Source organism: Haloarcula sp. K1 (assembly GCF_001647155.1).
Taxonomy (GTDB): Archaea; Halobacteriota; Halobacteria; order Halobacteriales; family Haloarculaceae; genus Haloarcula; species Haloarcula hispanica.
The window spans coordinates 297,174-315,234 of sequence record NZ_LRHL01000023.1 but is presented as its reverse complement, the minus strand read 5'-3'; the positions used below and the strand labels follow the sequence as shown (position 1 = coordinate 315,234).

Annotated in this window: 17 protein-coding genes; 11 read left to right on the top strand and 6 right to left on the bottom strand. The window is 65.9% G+C overall.

What is annotated here, in order from left to right; translation table 11 throughout:
* Positions 1-4: 4 nt before the first annotated feature.
* Positions 5-460 (bottom strand): YbhB/YbcL family Raf kinase inhibitor-like protein, encoded by a 456-nt coding sequence (locus tag AV929_RS09060; protein ID WP_050038049.1) that lies wholly within the window; start codon positions 458-460, stop codon positions 5-7.
* Positions 461-508: 48 nt separating this feature from the next.
* Between AV929_RS09060 and AV929_RS09055 the strand changes: the two genes are divergently transcribed.
* The 4 genes from AV929_RS09055 to AV929_RS09040 all read left to right on the top strand — a co-directional run bounded on the left by AV929_RS09055 (position 509) and on the right by AV929_RS09040 (position 3,340).
* A complete protein-coding gene (locus AV929_RS09055) occupies positions 509-1,291 on the top strand; it encodes a DUF2797 domain-containing protein (protein WP_080510067.1) in 783 nt (260 codons plus the stop codon).
* Positions 1,292-1,368: 77 nt separating this feature from the next.
* Positions 1,369-2,385 (top strand): PGF-CTERM sorting domain-containing protein, encoded by a 1,017-nt coding sequence (locus AV929_RS09050; protein WP_064288038.1) that lies wholly within the window; start codon positions 1,369-1,371, stop codon positions 2,383-2,385.
* Positions 2,378-2,680, top strand: coding sequence for a hypothetical protein (locus AV929_RS09045; protein WP_050038046.1), 303 nt, complete (start codon positions 2,378-2,380; stop codon positions 2,678-2,680). Before AV929_RS09050 ends, AV929_RS09045 begins: the two co-directional genes overlap by 8 nt.
* A gap of 225 nt (positions 2,681-2,905) precedes the next feature.
* Entirely contained in the window at positions 2,906-3,340 is a 435-nt protein-coding gene (locus AV929_RS09040; RefSeq protein ID WP_014040323.1) for a hypothetical protein, read from the top strand.
* Between the two features lie 150 nt (positions 3,341-3,490).
* On the opposite strand, the gene AV929_RS09035 is transcribed toward AV929_RS09040, so the two are convergent.
* Positions 3,491-5,737 carry a PAS domain S-box protein gene (locus AV929_RS09035; protein WP_014040322.1) on the bottom strand — a complete coding sequence of 749 codons (2,247 nt, stop codon included), beginning with the start codon at positions 5,735-5,737 and terminating at the stop codon, positions 3,491-3,493.
* 158 nt (positions 5,738-5,895) lie between these two features.
* Positions 5,896-7,515: a long-chain-fatty-acid--CoA ligase gene (locus AV929_RS09030; protein WP_014040321.1), complete on the bottom strand. Its 1,620-nt coding sequence runs from the start codon at positions 7,513-7,515 to the stop codon at positions 5,896-5,898.
* Positions 7,516-7,649: 134 nt separating this feature from the next.
* On the opposite strand from AV929_RS09030, the gene AV929_RS09025 reads away from it, so the two are divergent.
* Genes AV929_RS09025 through AV929_RS09005 form a run of 5 tightly spaced genes read left to right on the top strand, consistent with a single transcriptional unit; the run spans position 7,650 to position 12,338 of the window.
* A complete protein-coding gene (locus tag AV929_RS09025) occupies positions 7,650-8,609 on the top strand; it encodes a 1,4-dihydroxy-2-naphthoate polyprenyltransferase (protein WP_064288037.1) in 960 nt (319 codons plus the stop codon).
* Positions 8,606-9,652: a mandelate racemase/muconate lactonizing enzyme family protein gene (locus AV929_RS09020; protein WP_064288036.1), complete on the top strand. Its 1,047-nt coding sequence runs from the start codon at positions 8,606-8,608 to the stop codon at positions 9,650-9,652. The genes AV929_RS09025 and AV929_RS09020 overlap by 4 nt, the downstream gene beginning before the upstream one ends.
* Complete coding sequence (locus AV929_RS09015) at positions 9,645-11,171, top strand: AMP-binding protein (RefSeq protein WP_064288035.1); 1,527 nt, start codon at positions 9,645-9,647, stop codon at positions 11,169-11,171. The genes AV929_RS09020 and AV929_RS09015 overlap by 8 nt, the downstream gene beginning before the upstream one ends.
* Before the next feature lie 51 nt (positions 11,172-11,222).
* The gene (locus AV929_RS09010) at positions 11,223-11,960 is read left to right on the top strand and encodes an NRDE family protein (RefSeq protein ID WP_064288034.1); all 738 of its coding nucleotides are present in this window, start codon (positions 11,223-11,225) and stop codon (positions 11,958-11,960) included.
* Positions 11,961-11,987: 27 nt separating this feature from the next.
* Entirely contained in the window at positions 11,988-12,338 is a 351-nt protein-coding gene (locus AV929_RS09005) for a hypothetical protein (RefSeq protein ID WP_004517952.1), read from the top strand.
* A 34-nt stretch (positions 12,339-12,372) separates the two neighbouring features.
* On the opposite strand, the gene AV929_RS09000 is transcribed toward AV929_RS09005, so the two are convergent.
* Positions 12,373-13,290, bottom strand: coding sequence for a 1,4-dihydroxy-2-naphthoyl-CoA synthase (locus AV929_RS09000; protein WP_050007100.1), 918 nt, complete (start codon positions 13,288-13,290; stop codon positions 12,373-12,375).
* A 95-nt stretch (positions 13,291-13,385) separates the two neighbouring features.
* Here AV929_RS09000 and AV929_RS08995 point away from each other — a divergent pair, with 95 nt between their 5' ends.
* Both AV929_RS08995 and AV929_RS08990 read left to right on the top strand, forming a co-directional pair.
* A complete protein-coding gene (locus AV929_RS08995) occupies positions 13,386-13,700 on the top strand; it encodes a hypothetical protein (protein WP_044951827.1) in 315 nt (104 codons plus the stop codon).
* A 58-nt stretch (positions 13,701-13,758) separates the two neighbouring features.
* A complete protein-coding gene (locus tag AV929_RS08990; RefSeq protein WP_064288033.1) occupies positions 13,759-14,712 on the top strand; it encodes a J domain-containing protein in 954 nt (317 codons plus the stop codon).
* A 4-nt stretch (positions 14,713-14,716) separates the two neighbouring features.
* On the opposite strand, the gene menD is transcribed toward AV929_RS08990, so the two are convergent.
* Complete coding sequence (gene menD, locus AV929_RS08985) at positions 14,717-16,495, bottom strand: 2-succinyl-5-enolpyruvyl-6-hydroxy-3-cyclohexene-1-carboxylic-acid synthase (RefSeq protein WP_064288032.1); 1,779 nt, start codon at positions 16,493-16,495, stop codon at positions 14,717-14,719.
* On the bottom strand, positions 16,492-17,829 hold the full coding sequence (locus AV929_RS08980) for an isochorismate synthase MenF (RefSeq protein WP_064288031.1): 1,338 nt from the start codon (positions 17,827-17,829) through the stop codon (positions 16,492-16,494). The genes menD and AV929_RS08980 overlap by 4 nt, the downstream gene beginning before the upstream one ends.
* Positions 17,830-18,061 lie beyond the last annotated feature (232 nt).

The following is an 18,061-nucleotide window of genomic DNA, read 5'->3' as shown; positions in this document are numbered from 1 at the left end:
GGCGTCAGGCCGGGTACGTACCGTTTAATTGTGCTTTTTCGACGACGTGGCCGCTGGCCGCGTCGTACACGTCGTCCTTGTCCGCTGCCGGGGAGAGGTCGAGCGTCGTGTCTAGCGCGTACAGCAGGAAACGGTACGTGTGCTCCCGGTCCGGCGGGCTCGGACCGCCCCAGCCGACCTCGCCGAAGTCGTTCTGTCCCTCTGTGGCCTCGTCGGGTGCCCATCCCTCTGGAATCCGGTCGATATCCGGCGGGATGTTCCAGATGAGCCAGTGGTCCCACACCTTCCCGGCCGGCTCCTCGGCGTCCGGGTCGTCGACGATGAGGAGGAGCGACGACGCGTTCGACGGGACGTTCTCGACCTCCAGCGGGGGGTTCGTGTTCGCCGCCGAGTAGCCGTGTTCCTCGGGGATGCGCTCGCCGTCGTCGAAGGCCGGACTCCGGAGCTGTAGGTCTGCCATGTACGGATATTTGACAGACAAACACAAAAACGTCGTCCCGGCAGCCATTTGCGGCTCCGCACCGAACCGCCGGACGTGCAGGTCGTGGGCTACCGCGCACGGGTCGACGAACACGCCGCGCTCCTGTTAGCCGAGGGCGGGAGCGTCACTACTGAGCGACTTGACCCGGGAACCGAACTCTCCTATACGCTCGGGGAGCGCCACTGCGCCGGCGCGGTGGACGGGAAGCAGCATTTTCGATGCGACAACGACCCCGCGCCGTACTGTCCAGAACACACGGATATCTGGCCGTGTGCCCGCTGTACCGGGGACTGCAACAAGCCGCTCGAAACGTGTGACGAGGAACACGCGGTGTATCTGGCGGCGTTTGCGCCGGACGTCGTCAAGGTCGGCGTCACCCGCTCCTGGCGGCTGGAAACACGGCTCCGCGAACAGGGGGCCGACAGGGCCGCCCACCTCCGGACCGTCGCCGACGGCCGCATCGCCCGGCAGGTCGAGGCCGACATCGCCGTCGAGTTGGGAGACCGGGTCAGAGTTCCCACGAAGATATCGGGATTCGACCAGTCCGTCGACACGGACTGGTGGGCGTCGCTCTGTGAGCGCTATGACCCGCTGGCGACCTACGACTTCGAGTACGACCTGTCCCTTTCGGACCGTCCGATGGCCGAAACCCTGGCGACGGGGACTGTCCGGGGGACGAAGGGGCGAGTCGCCGTGCTTGAGAACAACAGCAGCGTCTACGCCGTCGACCTCCGACAGCTCGTCGGCTACGAACTCACAGACGGCGGAACGGACCGCGACCTCCAGTCGAGTCTCGGTGCGTTCAGGTAACACGCGAGACTGGCGTCGCTGTAATCCGTACTTGTCCGTGCAGAAGACATTTAGTGGCGGCTGTTGCCCATCCTCGTGTGCGACGTGAAACCCTCCTGACCGGTGGCGTGGTCGTGGTCGTCCTGACCATGCTCATCGGTGCAACAGCGGTCCCCGGCGCGCTCTCCGAACCACAGGACGACGTTCGCGAGAGCTATCTCGACCTCCGCGAGACGACCATCGAACCGGCGTCGGTCGACGGCCAGACAGTGACGCTCTCTATCGACGCCCGGCTCTCGCACCGCGGCGGTCCCGCCGAGAACGTCACCGTCGAGACGCGGGCCATCGACGCGGACACCGGCCTCGTCGCGACGACGACGCGGCAGTCAGTCGGCACAATCGAAGGGGAACGAGAGGTATCGGTGCGGTCGAACATCACGGTCGAGCGGGCGGGCGGCTACCGGATCGACACGATCGTCTACGAGGACGGTGACCGCGTCGAGACCGGTCAGCAGTCGGTCCAGAACGTCGACGCGCTCACGCCGGCGTACGCCCGGAGTAGCGTGACCTTCCAGCGGTTCGAGAACGCCGGCGTCCCGCTCGATTCCATCACCTACCGAATCGACGGCGTCTCGGACAACCGGACGACACTGAACGTCTCAGTGTACGTCACGAACGCCGGCAACGACCCGTCTGATGACCTTTCGCTCCGGCTCCGGGCGCGGCAGGCCGACTCGAACGTCATCGCCGACGAGTCGACCGTGCGGGTCGGCCAGATTCGCCCCGGCCGGACGGAAATCGTCAGAACCCACCTGACGGTGCCTGACGACTACAACTACTGGCTCGACGGCATGCTGCTCTCCGACGGCGTCATCGTCGGGACCGAAAGTTCCCCGGCGAACCTCCATCCGACGGAGCGTCTCCAGGAGAACGAAACCCGGCAGGAAGTCGGCTTCCAGTCCAGCGACTTCGAACGGGACCGCCCCGAAGAACGAGAGATGGACGAGCCACAGCAGACGATGGCTGAAGAAGGTCCCGGCTTCACGGCGCTGGCCGGACTGATTGCGGTCCTCGCAAGCGCGCTCCTCATCGCACGGAGACAGACCAATGAGTGATACCTCCAACACCGACACAGTGGCACAGGATATCGACGCGGAGACCGGCGACACTGTCGACGAGCCAGACGGCGACTCTGGTCCGGCGATAGCTATCTACGCGCAGTGGGCGGTGTTCGCTATTCTCACGCTCGTGGCGCTCATCGCGACACTGCAGTTCTACTTCTCCGCGTCGTCGGCGATTGATACGTTCGTGACTGACCGATACCGGCCACTGTTCAACGCGGCGTTCAACCTCGCCGTGGTGCTCGCCTGTGGGCTCGGCCTCTCGGTGCTGGTCCGACGGCTCGCCTGAGCCCGGCACCATCCATGTCAAGCGCCCGCAGTCGCCGTTTCACTGTTCCGAGGTCTCAGGCGAGTTGCAGCGCCATCGCTGATATGAGTTCGGCTAACTGTACCGGGGCGACGAACCCCCCGAAGACAGCGCGATTCTCCGGACCAGCGCCCCCGCTGACCAGCTGTCTACTCGGGCTATCTCTGGACGGCAACCCTTTTCAGCGGGCCAACCAAAACCGGGCGTATGGCAGACGATGAACCCGAAAACGCTGACGAATCGGCGGACGCGACCGAGGACGGCGGCGAGGAGAAGTCCTTCCGCGAGCGGGTCGAGGAGATCCGACAGCAGCGCGCCGAGGAGCGCGAAGAAGGCGAGGGCGACGGCAAAGAGATGAGCCGCGAGGAGCGCATGGAAGAGATGATGGGCGGTGGCGGTGGCCCCGGCGGCATGGGCGGGGGCAACCCCTTCGCGCAGATGATGGGCGGCATGATGGGCGGCGGCCCCGGCGGCCCCGGTCCGGGCGGCCCCGGCGGCATGGGCGGCGGCCCGCCAGGGCAGCACGAGGAATCGGGCGGCAACGACAACGAGGAACTCACCCGTGAGATGCGAAAGCTCCGGGACGAAGTCCACGACATGCGACGCTCGCTCGACCGCATCGCCGACGCGCTCGAAGACTAACGGAACACGACTTGCCGACGTTTTTGCAGACAAACGAGGCAGAGACATCTCCTCCAGATAGATCGCGTCCGCTCACCATCGAACAGTGGCGAGGCGACGACCGGCTCCCAGTGAGTGCCAGCAAAACCGCAAACGACTCCTCGACAGTCGCTACACCTCGTCAAACGAGACGCCGGTAACCTCGAAGCGTGCACCACCGTCCGCGCTATCGCGAACGTTGATTTCCCAGCCGTGGGCCTCCGCGACCTTCCGGGCGATACTGAGCCCGAACCCGGTCCCCTCCGTGCTCGTCGAGTAGCCGACTTCGAACACGGTGTCGCGGTCGGCTTCGGGGATGCCGGGGCCGTCATCCGCGACGTAGAACCCGTCGTCTACCGCCCCGACCGTCACGGTTACGTCCGCCCCGGCGTGCTCGACCGCGTTCCGAACGAGGTTCTCGAATAGCTGTTTCAGACGGCTCTCGTTTGCCAGGACGGTCCGGTCGATGTCGGTGACGAGCGTGGCATCGGCTGTCTCGACGTTCGTCCAGCAATCTTCCACGAGCGATGCGAGCGCGACCGGTTCGCGGTCGGTCACCGTCTCCCCGTCCTGTGCCAGCGTGAGCAGGTCCGTTATCAGCGTGTCCATCCGCTCGTGTGCCCGCTCGACAGCGGCCAGATGCTCGCTCTCGCACTCCTCGCGTGCTAGTTCCAGTCGTCCCTCGGCGACGGTCAGCGGATTCCGCAGGTCGTGGGAGACGACGCTGGTAAACGCTTCGAGCCGGTCGTTGTGCTGTTCGAGTTCCTGCTGGTGGTCGCGCAACTGTTCGGTCCCTTCGACCTGCTTGAGCGCGCTGGTGACGTGTCCGGCCAGGATCTCACCGAGGACGACGTCCCGCTGGTCGAACGCCGCGGCCGTCTCCGAACCGGCCAGCAGGATTCCGTGCTCGCCGAGCGGGAGATATAGCTCGCTCTTGATCGGCGTGTCCGGGTTGTAGATGTCGGGGTCGGCATGGACGTCATCGACGGCGAGCGCGTCGCCGGACTCGTAGACACGCCACGCGATGCTGCCTCCGGGCGTGAAGGTCGGCAAATCGTCTAGCAGGTCGTATATCGCGTCGGACGCGGCGACCGGTTCGAGGGTCCGGTCGCCCTCGTCGTAGAGGTGGATCGTGTTCGCTTCGAGCCCGAGCACAGTGCACGCCGTGTCGACGCCGATCTCGGCGACTTCCTCGCGTGTGTCTGCCTGAAGGAGGTTCTGTACAGACTCACTGAGAGCTCTGAGGCGGTGTTCGTGTTCCTTCCGTTCAGTAATGTCCTGCTGGAACCCGACGTAGTTGACGACTGTTCCGTCGTCGTCGCGGACTGGGGCGATAGTCACCTGATTCCAGAACATCGTTCCGTCCTTCCGGTAGTTCCGGAGTTCGACCGACACGGGTTCGTCCGCGTCGATGGCCGCTCGCATCGCGTCGACTGGCTCTGACTCGGTCTCCTCACCCTGCAGGAACCGGCAGTTACGGCCGTACACCTCCGACTCCGTGTAGCCGGTCAGTTCCAGAAACTGCCTGTTGGCGTAGGTGATCGGGTTATCATCTTGTTCGGGGCTGGTAATCGTGATCCCGACCGGTGCCTCGTCCATGGCACGTTTGATCCGGGAAAGTTCCTCTTCGCCGTCTCGCTGGTCGGAGATATCCCGGACAGTACAGACCAGTTCACCGCGGTCGGTCCGCGCGAGTACGTGGTCTTCCGTGAACGTGCTCCCGTCGGCACGGAGCCCGGTCGTCGTCCCACTCCAGTACCCAGTTTCATCGACAGTCGGGACGATCTCGTCGTAGATTCGCGGGATGTCCTCCGCCTGATACAGTAGCTCCCAGTGCTCACCGACCATCTCGTCCGGTTCGTAGCCGTAGAGGTCGGCGTAGGCTTCGTTGACGAAAATGAACGTCCCGTCTTCGTCGAGAATGCTGATTCCTTCCTGTGCGGTCTCGATGGCGTCGAGTTGGCGGTTGCGCTCGCGTTTGACGCGCTGTGACTCCACAGCGTTCGTGATTCTGTTCGCGAGCACCGCGTACTGGTCGGTGCCGCTTTGTTTCTGTAGATAGTCGGTGACACCGGCCGAAATCGCATCGCTGGCGATCTCCTCCGAGCCTTTGCCGGTGTAGAGAATGAAGGGGAGCGAACCGTACTCCTCGCGAACGGTTTCGAGGAACTGGATCCCGTTCCGGTCAGGCATGTCGTAGTCGGAGACGACGCAGTCGATGTCGGTGTCGGTCAGGATTTCCAGTCCCGCCGCGACGCTCGTCGCGGCCTGCACGTCCAGCCGGTCGTCCTCGCGTTCGAGAAACGTCGCCGTCATGTCGGCGAATCCCGGCTCGTCGTCGACGTGGAGAATACGCATCGTCCCAGCGATATCAGTCATAACTTTGCCCAGTAGTCACACATTACAGGACGCCGAATTAAAAGACCGTCTCTGTACTCAGAAGGTGACATATCGACGCCGTTAATGGTCAGTCTGGACTATATCTCGTCCCGAAGAATATTACACATTTCTGATGTTTTCCCGTCTGTTGGCTGTTTCTATCCCTGGCCGACCATCTCGTCCTCGTCTTCCCACTCCTGTTCGCGGAGTTCGTACTTCTGGACTTTCCCGGTCGCTGTCGTGGGCAGTTCCTCGACGAACTCAACGCGGCGGACGACTTTGTAGGTTGCCAGTTCCTCTCGGGTGAAGTTCCGGAGATCCTCGGCCGTCACGCCCGGGTTGTCGGGGTCACCGGAGTTCGGGACGACGAAGGCCTTCGGCGTCTCGCCCCACTCGTCGCTCGGCGCGGGGATAACTGCGACATCGCTGACGGCGTCGTGTTCGTAGAGGGTGTCCTCCAGTTCGATGCTGGAGATGTTCTCGCCGCCGGAGATGATGATGTCCTTCTTGCGGTCGCGGATGGCGATCATCCCGTCCTCGTCGACTGTCGCCAGGTCTCCCATGTGGTAGTAGCCCTCGACGCGGTCGGAGAAGGCCTCCTCCGTCTGTTCGGGCTTGTTCCAGTAGCGGTCCATCACCTGATTGCCGCGGACGACGACTTCCCCGAGCGTCTCGTCGTCATGTGGCACGTCGTTGCCGTCCTCGTCGACGACCCGGACATCGGTCCCGAGGTAGCCGATGCCCTGGCGCTTCTTGACGCTGAAGCGGGCGTCGCTGCCGTCCTCGAAGAAGCGGCGAGCGTCCGAGGTCGTGACGAGCGGGCCGGTTTCGGTCGCGCCGTAGACGTGTTTCAGGTACCAGCCGAAGTCGTCCTCGACGGTTCGGATGACGGCCTCCGGCGGCGCGCTGCCGGCCGTCGCGATGCGCACGTCGTTGGCACCGGTCGTCTCGATCTCCCCGTCATGGTCCTCGTAGCGGTCCGCAAGGATGTTCAGCACCGTCGGCGCGCCACAGAGATAGGAGACGTCCTCGGTCCTGACGGCGTCGAAGATGCCCTCGGCGTCAACGCCGCGGGTACAGACGTGTTTCGCGCCCATGCCGGTAACCGAGAAGATGTGGCCCCAGCCGTTGACGTGGAACATCGGCAGCGTCCAGAGGTACACGTCGTCGTCCGAGATCTCCTGATGGAGCGCGACAATGTACGCGTGGAGCGTCTCCGTCCGGTGGGTCCGGCAGACGCCCTTCGGGTCGCCGGTGGTCCCCGAGGTGTAGTTGATGGTGATGAGGTCGTCCTCGTCCATCTCGGGCCGCTCGTAGTCGGTTCCCGCCTCCTCGATGATTTCGTCGAAGGACTCCCAGTCGCCGTCGACGGCATCCGTGTCGTTAGTAACGAAGATGTCGGTGGGCACCTCGTCACGGATCGGCTCGATCTTGTCCGCGTACTCGTAGTCCGCGTAAACGGCGTCGACTTCGGCGTCCGAGAGGATATATTCGAAGTCGTCCGGCACGAGCCGATAGTTCAGCGGCGTGTGGACCGCACCCAGTTGCATGGTCCCGTAGGCCGCTTCGAGCTGGTAGTGCGTGTTCGGGTCCAGCACGGCCACCCGGTCCCCCTTCTCGATGCCACGGGCAGCCATCGCCGCCGAGAACCCGTCGGCTCGCTCCCCGAACTCGTCGTACGTGAAGCGTTCACCGGTCGTGGCGACGACAGCCTCTTTGTCCCCGTAGTATTCCCGCGCACGGTCGAGAAAATCCGTGGTCAGCAGTGGCTTATGCATCTCAGACTATCGTATGGTTAATCATGATAAAGTGGTTGTGATACACCCCTGATCTTGCTGTCACGCGACGGGTCATATTTCGGGTATCGGTCGAACCGCAGTCGCTTTGGGGATAGCGTCCCCAGATTTCACCAATGAGTACAGCGACGGCGGACGTCTCGAAGCGGCAGGCGTGGGTGATGGCCGCGCGGCCACAGACACTACCTGCCGGGGCCGCGCCGGTCATCGTCGGGATGGGGCTGGCAGTCCACGCCGGCGTCTTCGCTCCATTGCCGGCGGTCGCAGCGCTGGTGGGCGCGCTGCTCATCCAGATAGGTACGAACTTCGCGAACGACTACTACGACGCGGTGAAGGGGGCCGACACCGACGAGCGCGAGGGGTTTACCCGCGTGACCGCTGGCGGTCTCATCGACGCCGACGAAGTCAAACGAGCGATGATCGCGACCTACGGGCTCGCCGTCGTCATCGGTGTTTATCTCGTCGCCGTCGGCGGCCTTCCCATCGTCGTCGTCGGCCTCTCGGGTATCGCCGCCGGGATTCTCTACACCGGCGGTCCGTTCCCCTACGGCTACCGCGGTCTGGGTGATCTGTTCGTGTTCGTCTACTTCGGCCTCGTCGCTGTTACCGGCACGTACTACGTGCAGGCCGTTGCGAGCGCAAGCGGCGTCGGCACGTTCCCGATGACGCTTCCGGCGGGGTCGGTCACTGCCGCCGCCATTACAGCGAGTCTCCCGGCGGCCGGCCTGTCGACCGCGATTCTCGTCGTCAACAACATCCGCGACCGGGAGACGGACCGCGCCACGGGCAAGAAGACGCTGGCCGTCTATCTGGGCTACGGGTGGAGCCGCGTCGAGTTCCTCCTGATGGTCGGGATGGCCTACGTCGTCCCGGTCGTGTTCGCCCTCGACAGCCGGTACGGTCTGCCCGCACTGGCCCCGCTGCTGACCCTCCCACTGGCGGCGACTATTTCGAAGACAGTCCTCACACAGACCGACGGCGAGGCACTGAATCCGACACTCGAACGGGTCGGGCAGACGCTCTTTGTCCACTCCGTCCTGTTCGCGCTGGGACTCGCCGTCCCACAGCTACTATGAAGGTCGACCCGTTCTCGCTCCCGCTGTCGAGTCCGCTCGCCACCGCCCGCGAGACCATCAGCCAGCGCTCGGGGTTCGTCGTCCGCTACGACCACCGCGGCGAAACGGGTGTCGGCGAAGCCACGCCGCTTCCGGGCTGGACGGAGTCGGTCGACGACTGCCAGCGCGGGCTCAACGACGCTGCCACGGTTGCAATTGACGGCGGCCACACCGACATTCTCCTGTCGCTGGACGCCGCGTCCGTCCCCGCCGCCCGACACGGCTTTGCGACCGCCCTATTGGACGCTGATGCGAGGGCCGACGGCGTGCCGCTGTACCAGTGGTTCGATTCCGGGAGGCGGTGCGACCGCGTTCCGGTCAACGCGACGGTCGGCGACGGGTCGCCGGCCGAGACAGCCGACGCCGTCGAGCAGGCGGTCGAGGCCGGCTACGACTGCTGTAAGCTCAAAGTGGGAAAGCACACCGTTGATGAAGATGTCGCGCGCGTTCGGGCCGTCCGTGAGCGCGTGGGCGACGACGTGACGCTTCGCGCCGACGCCAACGGCGCGTGGTCCCGCAAGGAGGCCGCTAACGCCTTCGACCGGCTCGCACCGCTGGACGTGGCCTACGTTGAACAGCCACTCCCGGCCGATGACCTCACGGGACACGCCGGGCTTCGAGGCAACGGGGTCGGCGTTGCGCTCGACGAGTCCCTCGTCGACCGCCGGGTCGACAGCGTCCTCGATGCCGACGCAGCCGACGTGCTGATACTGAAGCCGATGGTGCTGGGCGGCCCCGGCAACGCCCACACGCTGGCACTCCGGGCACGCGAACAGGGTGTCGAGCCGGTCGTCACGACGACCATCGACGCCGTCGTTGCCCGCCTTGCGGCGCTGCACGTCGCCGCCGCGATTCCCGACGTGGCCGCGTGCGGTCTGGCGACCGGCGACCGACTGGCGGCCGACCTCGCGCCGGACCCGACGACAGTAACGGATGGTGCGATGTCGGTCCCCCAGTCGACCGGTCTGGGAATCGATCCGACAGAGGTGGGGACCGATGCGTGACCCCCTCAATTGGCCGACACAGGACCTCGTAACGCACCGCGCCGACACGACACCCGACCGAACGGCGATGGTCGCGGCGGCCTCCGGGAACGCGGTCACCTACCGGAAACTCGATGCTGCCGTCGATGCGGTGGCTGCCGAACTCGACCGGCGGGTCGACGCCCCGGACGCCACCGTCGCGACGCTCCTGCCGACACGGCCGGCAGTCGGGACGCTCCTGTTTGCGGCGATGCGACTGGGGGCGACACTCGCGCCGCTGAACGTCGAACTCGACGCGGCGACGCTCCAAAGCCAGCTCTCGACAGTTGACGCGGACCTGCTGGTCTGTGGAGACGGCACCGCGTCGCTGGCGGCCGACATCGACGGCTGTCCCACCGTTTCGGTCGACAGGGAACTGTCAGCGGCTGCCGTCGCCGACGAGACAGCAGCGGCGGGTTCGGCTGGTGAAACAGCCACCGACGTGACCCCGGCACCCCTCTCCCGCACGGACACCCAGCTGGTCATCTTCACCTCGGGGACGACCAGCGAGCCGAAAGGCGTCCGACTGACCGTCGGCAACCTCGTCGCTAGCGCCGTCGCGTCGTCGTACCGCCTCGGCGTGCTTCCGGATGACCGCTGGCTGGTCTGCTTACCGACCTACCACATGGGCGGGCTGGCTCCGTTCGTCCGAAGCGCGCTGTATGGCACCGCCGTTGTCGTTCAGCGGTCGTTCGACGCCGAAACGACACAGCAGGTCATCGCCGACCGGGCGGTAACGGGCGTCTCGCTGGTGCCGACGATGCTCTCGCGGCTGCTGGACGCTGGCTGGGAACCGCCGTCTTCGCTCCGCTTCGTCCTGCTCGGTGGCGGGCCGGCCAGCGAGAGCCTCATCGAGCGATGTCGGGAGCGGGGCGTTCCTGTCTGTCCGACCTACGGGATGACCGAGACGGCGTCCCAGATAGCGACAGCACGGCCTGAAACAGCATTCGAGCGGTCCGGAACCGTCGGCCAGCCGCTCGTTTTCACTGACGTAACGGTCGTCGCGGACGGCGAACCCTGCGACTCCGGCGAGCGAGGAGAAATCGTCGTCGACGGCCCGACGGTGACACCGGGCTACCTGAACGGCGACGGCGGCGCGTTCGGCGACCACGGCTTCCGGACCGGCGACATCGGTTACCGGGACGCGGACGGCCACCTCTGGGTCGAGGGCCGCGTCGACGACCAGATCGTGACCGGCGGGGAGAACGTCGACGCGAGCACGGTCGCCGCGGCGATTCGTGACCATTCAGCAGTTGCCGAAGCTGCCGTCGTGGGGCTCTCCGACGAGGAATGGGGCCAGCGCGTCGCCGCGCTGGTCGTCGGGGACATCTCGCCCGCGGCGGTTCGCGACCACTGCGCCGAGCGACTCGCGCCGTACGAAGTCCCGAAGACGGTTCGGATTGCCGACGCGCTTCCGCGGACGGCGTCCGGGACTGTCGACCGGTCCGCCGTTCGGTCGCTTCTTTCCGAGGATGACGAACCGAGCGACTCGATCCGGTAGTTCGGGATGCCGAGCCAAGCGGTTTTCTACGTCCGCAGTTTATGCAGTCCCGTGTGTACAATCGTCCTCGCGTGGCAGGTCTTCGACGGCACGCCGGTCGCGGTCGCGGCGAACCGCGACGAGCGGCTTGAAAGGCCATCGCAGCCGCCACAACAGCGCCACTGGGGGAGTCACGTCGTCGCGCCGGCCGACGAGGAGGCCGACGGGACGTGGATCGGCTACAACGAGCAGGGGCTGCTGGCGGCGGTGACGAACCGCTGGGTCGACGCCGACCTGGCCGGCGAGCGCTCGCGCGGGCTCCTCGTCCGGGACACGCTGAGTCACGAGAGCGCGGAGTCCGCTGCCCGCGCCGTCGAACAGGCGACCAGGGACGCCGAGTATTCGGGTTTCAATCTCCTGCTAGCCGACGAGAACGCCGCCGTCCTGCTAGAATGGGACGGCCAACTCGCAGTCCGGAACTTCCAGCCCGGCGTCCACGTCGTCGTCAACGTCGGGGCGGACGGCGACTACCGGATTCCGGCCCATCGGCCCGACGCGGGCGAGGAGCAAGCGAACAACGCGACGCGGTTGCGCGAGGCGCTGGTTCCGGAGCCCTGTGAATCCGCCGGCGAATGGATGGACCGTGCGGGCGACACCATCAGCGACCACGAGTACGGTGTCTGCGTCCACGGCAACGGGTTCGGCACGCGGTCGTCGTCGCTCATCACGCTGGGTGCCGACAGGGAGTACCGGTACGCAGATGGGCCACCGTGCCGGACGCCCTACCGCCCGGTCGAAGGTCAGATTTAAGCGGCCGACTCACGGTGTACACAATACATGAGTTCAGCAGCGTCGGAGGCGGACCTTTCTGACGGCGAGCGGGCCGGGCTCGAACTGATTCGGGAGTCCGGTGGCATCCACCAGAGCGACTTCTGGAAGGAACTCGACGTCTCCTCGCGGAAGGGGAGTCGCATCGTCGAGTCCCTGTTCGAGAAGGACCTCATCCAGCGCGAGGAGACGGTGTACGAGGGGCACAACACGTACTACCTGACGCCCGCGGCCCGCGACCTCGACTTCTCGCTTCTGATGGCCGGTGACCAGCTCTCGCCGTTCATCGGCGACGAAGAGGTGGACCCCCACGACGACACCTTCTCGCAGTGGGTCATGACCCTCGCCTACGAGGACTGACCGTCGCTGGCGGTATCGTCCCGCAACTGCCCGCTCAGTAGTGCCACGGCACGTCGTCGAAATCCGGCTTGCGCCCTTCGTTGAACGCGTCCCGTCCTTCCTGGGCCTCGTCGGTCATGTACGCCAACCGCGTCGCCTCGCCGGCGAACACCTGCTGGCCGACCATCCCGTCGGAGTCGAGATTGAACGCGTATTTCAGCATCCGCATCGCCGTCGGTGACTTCTCGTTCATCCGCTTGGCCCACTCGATGGCGGTGTCTTCCAGGTCCTCGTGGGGCACCACGTCGTTGACCATTCCCATGTCAGCGGCTTCGTCGGCATCGTAGGTCTTGCCGAGGAAGAACACTTCCCGGGCCTTCTTTTGGCCGACTTGCCGAGCGAGATACGCCGAGCCGAAGCCGCCGTCGAAGCTCCCCACGTCGGGGTCCGTCTGGAGGAACTTCGCGTGCTCCTCGCTGGCGAGCGTGAGGTCACAGACGACGTGCAGCGAGTGGCCGCCGCCGACGGCCCACCCCGGGACGACGGCGACGACGGGCTTTGGGATGTGGCGGATCTGACGCTGGACTTCGAGAATGTGGAGGCGGCCGACGTTCTCTGGCGCGTCGTCTGCCACGCCGTCGCTCTCATCTGTTTCTTCGGACCCGCTGTACTCGTAGCCACTTTCACCCCGAATGCTCTGGTCCCCGCCGGAACAGAACGCCCAGCCGCCGTCCTTCTCGGAGGGGCCGTTCCCGGTCAGGAGGACACAGCCCACGTCGGTCTGGCGCTTGGCGTGATCCAGTGCCGTCGCGAGTTCGTCGACCGTCTCCGGCCGAAAGGCGTTGCGCTTCTCCGGCCGGTCGAAGGCGATACGCACCGCGCCCGTGTCGGTCGAGCGGTGATAGGTGATGTCGGCGAAGTCGAACCGGTCGATGGCCGTCCACCGCTCCGGGTCGAATAGTTCAGAGACCATACCGTGGCTCGGGACGGCCCTCGCAAAAAGATTCCTCGTACGGACTGTCACAGCGGAGGAAACCCTTTGGTGTCGCGCACCTGAACCGACTAGCGATGCCCTCCACATCGAACAAGAAAGCAATGGTGGGGATACTCGCGGGCCTCTCCATCGTTGTTGTCCTGTACAGTCTCATCATCGTCCAGCAGATTCTGCTCGGACTGATCGTGGCTGTGGTCCCATGGCTCCTGTATCTGGTTGTACGGTTCATCCTCACGCTCGAACGAATTGCCACGGCGCTGGAACGACTTGCGACAGCGCGCGCCCGTGAGTCGGAGTCGGCTGGGTCTGGATCCGCTGGAGACTACCAGCGACCGTCCGAGTCGTACGAACGCGGTACGGAGACCGAAGGGGGCGTCGAGAACGAGTGATTGAGTGCGGTAGCTGGCAGCGAACGTCGGTCGCGCGCTTACAGGTGTTACGCCCGGCATGACGGAGACGTTCTACGAGGTACTGGGCGTTTCAACCGACGCCTCGACGGCGGCTATCGAAGCGGCGTACCGGGAGCGGCTGAAGGAAACCCATCCCGACGTGAGCGACGCGGCCGACGCCGGCGAGGCGACACAGCGACTCATCGAGGCCCGCGACGTACTCACCGACGAGGACGAGCGGGCGCGATACGACCGGGTGGGTCACGACGCCTACGTCGCGGGCGAGAGCGATATAGCGGACGGCGGCGGCAGTGACGCGGCCGAAGCGGCACGGCGCGCGGGCTACGACGGGTCTGCGTCGGCCGGCGACCGGGCCGAAGCGAGCACTGACCGCAGTACATCTCGGACGAGCGCCCGGGAGCGGGCACGCCGCGAACGGGCCGCCAGGGACCGCGTCGCAGAGGACAGACACGAGCGCTCGACGGACGACACCGAGGCGTCGTCGAGCGACGACAAATCGAGCGAAACGACCAGCGAGACGGCGACAGCGTCTGAGTCAGATTCGGGCTGGCAATCCGGAACCACCGCGACCAGTGGCTTCAGCGACAACGCCGGCGGCGGTGCCACCTGGAGTTCGTCGTCCGCGTACTCTGTCCGCCAGACCGACACTCCCTCCCGCGGATCGCTTTTGGAGAAGCCAACCGGCCGGGGGCTGACACTGTTTGCCATTACCTTTGCGCTCTATCCGGTAATGCTGTTCAGCGCGCTGCTCCCGGCGTTCCCGCTGTGGGTCAATCTGACAATCGGGGTCTGCACCCTCTTCATGATCGGCTATCTCCAGTCCGAGCCCACTATCGCGATCATGGTATTCGGGAGCTGGAGCCTGACGACGACGGTGCTGCTGGTCACGCTGAACATCAGCGCGTTCTCGCTCATCGGGGCGCTCGCACTGTCGGGGACGTGGCTCCCGTTCGGACTGTCGCTGTTGACGGCGTCCGTGTTGCGGCTCTGAAAAATCAGTCGCCAGCGAGGGTTTCGGCGACCCGTTCGGCAAGCCGGGCTCTGACCGCGTGGCTGTCGCCCGCGTCGAACTGGACCTCGATGACTTGTGTCCCATCGGCTCGGACCGACTCGCCGAACCGCTCGCGGAACTGCCGGCGGTCGGCCACCCGCTCGAACTCCAGCGAGTAGAGCGCCTCCGTCGGCTCGAAATCGAGCCCGTGTGGCGTTCGGAACTGGTCCTCGAAGGTGGGGTGGTCATCGATTGGGAGCATGTGGAAGATGCCGCCGCCGTCGTTGTTGAGCAAGACGACCGTCGCGTCCACCGCACAGCGACCGAGCGCGAGGAGGCCGTTCATGTCGTGGTAGTACGCCAGGTCGCCGGTGACGAGCACGAGCGGGTCCGCCGTCGCGCTCCCGGCCCCGAGCGCCGTCGAGGTGATGCCGTCGATCCCGCTCGCCCCGCGGTTTCCAAGCACGGTCAGGTCGGCGTCACGGGGCCGGCCAAAGCGGTCCATGTCCCGTATCGGCATACTGTTGGAGACAAACAGCGTGGCCGGGTCCGGGGCCAGCGCGGCCACGTCAGAGAGGACGCCGCCTTCCCAGTAGGTTTCCGCGGCGGTTTCGCTCACGGCGTCCCAGTGGGTCTGTTCCGCCCTGGCGAACTGTTCGCGCCACGACGCCGCAACGCTACCCAGCGACCCTGCCGCGAGCGCATCCGCGGTGGCGTCGGGGTCGGCAACGAGCAGGTCCGTGGCGGTGAACTCGGCCTCCGACCAGCCGCCGGCCGGGTCAACGAGGAACTGCTGGCAGTCGGCGTCCCGGAGGTAGTGACGCAGCGGCTTCGAGGTCGGCGACGCACCGAACCGGACGACGACATCGGGGTCGCTCCACTCGTCGACGCCGTCGCTTCCGAGATAGCCGTCGTAGCCGCCACACACCGGCACGTCGAGGCGGTCGACGTGCGGGCCGAACCGCAGGTCCGACAGCGGATCCGCCAGAACGGGGAAGCCCGTGGCTGTTGCCAGCCGTTCAAGCGACTCTGCGCTGAGTCCCTGGTCGGCCGGCCCAGCGACGATGAGGCCCCGCTCGGCGGACCGAAGCGTGTCCTGTACCCGGCGCACCGTCCGCTCGTCCGGCGCAGCGACGCCCTGGCTCGTCGTGACGAACGGGCCGTCGCGGCCAACCTCGGCCGCGTCGTCGCCGCCCGCCCAGCCAGCGGGAACGCCCGCCGGGTCGTCATCCGGCACCGGCGTCGGTTCCAGCGGCTTCCGGAACCGACAGTTCAGGTGGACCGGCCCCGGGTCGGCGCCGGTGCTCTCTGCGAGCGCGCGGGCCGCCGTGGTCCGAAGCATTCGCACCTTCCGCGGCTCGGCCTCGGGCTCGGGCATATCCCGGTACCAGCGCACGGCGTCGCCGTACAGCTTTTCCTGATCGACGGTCTGGTTCGCTCCGCTGTCGATGAGTTCCGGCGGTCGGTCCGCTGTCAGCAAGAGTAGTGGAACGCCTGACTGGTTCGCTTCGATGACCGCCGGGTGGTAGTTCGCCGCGGCGGTCCCCGATGTGCAGACCAGCGGCGTCGGCTCGCCGGTCCGGCGGGCCCGTCCCAGCGCGAAGAAGGCCGCCGACCGCTCGTCGAGGTGCGAGAACACCTTGATGTCCGGGTGTTCGGCGAACGCGACCGTCAGCGGCGTCGAGCGACTGCCGGGCGAGAGACACACCGCGTCGACGCCGCCGGCGACGAGTTCGGCCACGAGCGTCTCCGCCCACAGCGTGTTGACGTTCGGTGCAGTCATTCCAGCTCGTCCAGTATCGGTCGGTATTTGAGCTGGACCTCGTCCCACTCGCGGTCGGGGTCGCTGTCCGCGACGATGCCCGCGCCCGCAAAGAGGGTCGCCTCGCGCTCCGTGGCGACGGCCGAGCGGATGCCGACGGCGAAGGTGCCGTTGCCGGCGGCGTCGACCCAACCGACCGGGGCAGCGTACCAGCCCCGATCGAATGCCTCTGTCTCGCGGATAGTCCGCAGCGCCGCGTCCGGGGGCAGTCCGCCCACGGCTGGCGTCGGGTGGAGCGCCTCGACGAGCGAGAGGACGTGCTCGTCGTCGTCCAGTTCAGCTGTTATCGATGTTCGAAGGTGCTGAACCGTGGCGAGTCGGCGAACGGTCCGGTCGCCGATGCGGACCGTCGAAGCGAACGGTTCCAGTTGGTCCCGTATCGCGTCGGCGACGAGCTTCTGTTCGTGACGGTCCTTCTCGCTGTCGAGGAGTTCGGCGGCGAGCCACTCGTCCTCGGCGGGTGTGTCGCCCCGTCCCGTCGAGCCAGCGAGGGCCTCCGTGCGGACGGTTCGCCCGCGGACCGACACCAGCCGCTCCGGCGTAGCCCCGAAGAAGGTGCCGCCGGCGTCCGGCGATAGCATGAACCGGTAGCAGTCCGGGTACGTCTCGGACAAGCGAGCCATCACGTCGGGGACCGAGAGCGCCGTCTTCAGTGTGGCACTGAGGCTCTGGGCGAGTACGACCTTCTGGAGGTCGCCGCGGTCGACGCTTGCGATGGCGGCCGCTACCTGCTCGCGCCAGCCGTCCTGTGTTGGCGTGCGCTTCCGGTGTGAGATTCCCGGCGGCGTACCCGGATTGCGCTCGGAGTCTGCGACCAGCCGGTCGCGCCACTCCTCAAGCAGCGTCTCCGCTTCGGTCGCGGCCTCAGGTCCTGTCGCGACCGTTGTGAGCCAGGCATCGTCGTCCCTTCTGGTTACCTGTATTTCGGGGAGGAAAAACGCCGCACTGGGGAACCCATCCCAGGGAGAGTCCTCTCCTTCATGCGTTCCGTTGTGGAAAGCGAACCCGCCGAACGCTCGCGGTCGAGCGACGCTCGGGAGGTCGTCGGGAACTGAGCAGTCAGCGAACAGCGCTTCGACCGCTGTCCGCACGTCGTCGAACCGCGACTGCCCGTCGGCAGTCACAGTCGCCGCGCTCCCGCGGGCCGCGATTGACTCTGTACCGGCCGCCCAGAAGAACCGGGGGCGAGCGTCCGTTTCCAGTACCGCCCGCACCGGTGCATCGTCGAGGCGACACCCGCGTGCGACGACCGTTGTCTCACCAACCGTCGTCTCGTCACCACGCAGTGGTTCCATCAGCAATGCCTTAGGATTGCGTACCTTTGAGCCTAACTATACGCTCGATTCTGCGTAGTCGGAATCAATCGGACGGACACGGTGGAACTGTCGATTTCACGCCGTTCTGGCCCGCCACGTACTCTGCCGGCTATTGGTTCAGATTCGCGGAAATTAATCTCCGAGTTTACGAATTTCCTATCACGGTTCTACAATTGTAATTCTGCAATCTGCGAACACACCCCCGTCAGGT

Excerpts from the sequence above, each read along its gene's own strand:
- AV929_RS09025 (WP_064288037.1), top strand. The coding sequence starts at position 7,650 with ATGAGTACAGCGACGGCGGACGTCTCGAAGCGGCAGGCGTGGGTGATG.
- AV929_RS09040 (WP_014040323.1), top strand. The coding sequence starts at position 2,906 with ATGGCAGACGATGAACCCGAAAACGCTGACGAATCGGCGGACGCGACC.
- AV929_RS08980 (WP_064288031.1), bottom strand. The coding sequence starts at position 17,829 with ATGGAACCACTGCGTGGTGACGAGACGACGGTTGGTGAGACAACGGTC.
- AV929_RS09035 (WP_014040322.1), bottom strand. The coding sequence starts at position 5,737 with ATGACTGATATCGCTGGGACGATGCGTATTCTCCACGTCGACGACGAG.
- AV929_RS08995 (WP_044951827.1), top strand. The coding sequence starts at position 13,386 with ATGCCCTCCACATCGAACAAGAAAGCAATGGTGGGGATACTCGCGGGC.
- menD (WP_064288032.1), bottom strand. The coding sequence starts at position 16,495 with ATGACTGCACCGAACGTCAACACGCTGTGGGCGGAGACGCTCGTGGCC.
- AV929_RS09000 (WP_050007100.1), bottom strand. The coding sequence starts at position 13,290 with ATGGTCTCTGAACTATTCGACCCGGAGCGGTGGACGGCCATCGACCGG.
- AV929_RS08990 (WP_064288033.1), top strand. The coding sequence starts at position 13,759 with ATGACGGAGACGTTCTACGAGGTACTGGGCGTTTCAACCGACGCCTCG.
- AV929_RS09045 (WP_050038046.1), top strand. The coding sequence starts at position 2,378 with ATGAGTGATACCTCCAACACCGACACAGTGGCACAGGATATCGACGCG.
- AV929_RS09015 (WP_064288035.1), top strand. The coding sequence starts at position 9,645 with ATGCGTGACCCCCTCAATTGGCCGACACAGGACCTCGTAACGCACCGC.
- AV929_RS09005 (WP_004517952.1), top strand. The coding sequence starts at position 11,988 with ATGAGTTCAGCAGCGTCGGAGGCGGACCTTTCTGACGGCGAGCGGGCC.
- AV929_RS09030 (WP_014040321.1), bottom strand. The coding sequence starts at position 7,515 with ATGCATAAGCCACTGCTGACCACGGATTTTCTCGACCGTGCGCGGGAA.
- AV929_RS09020 (WP_064288036.1), top strand. The coding sequence starts at position 8,606 with ATGAAGGTCGACCCGTTCTCGCTCCCGCTGTCGAGTCCGCTCGCCACC.
- AV929_RS09060 (WP_050038049.1), bottom strand. The coding sequence starts at position 460 with ATGGCAGACCTACAGCTCCGGAGTCCGGCCTTCGACGACGGCGAGCGC.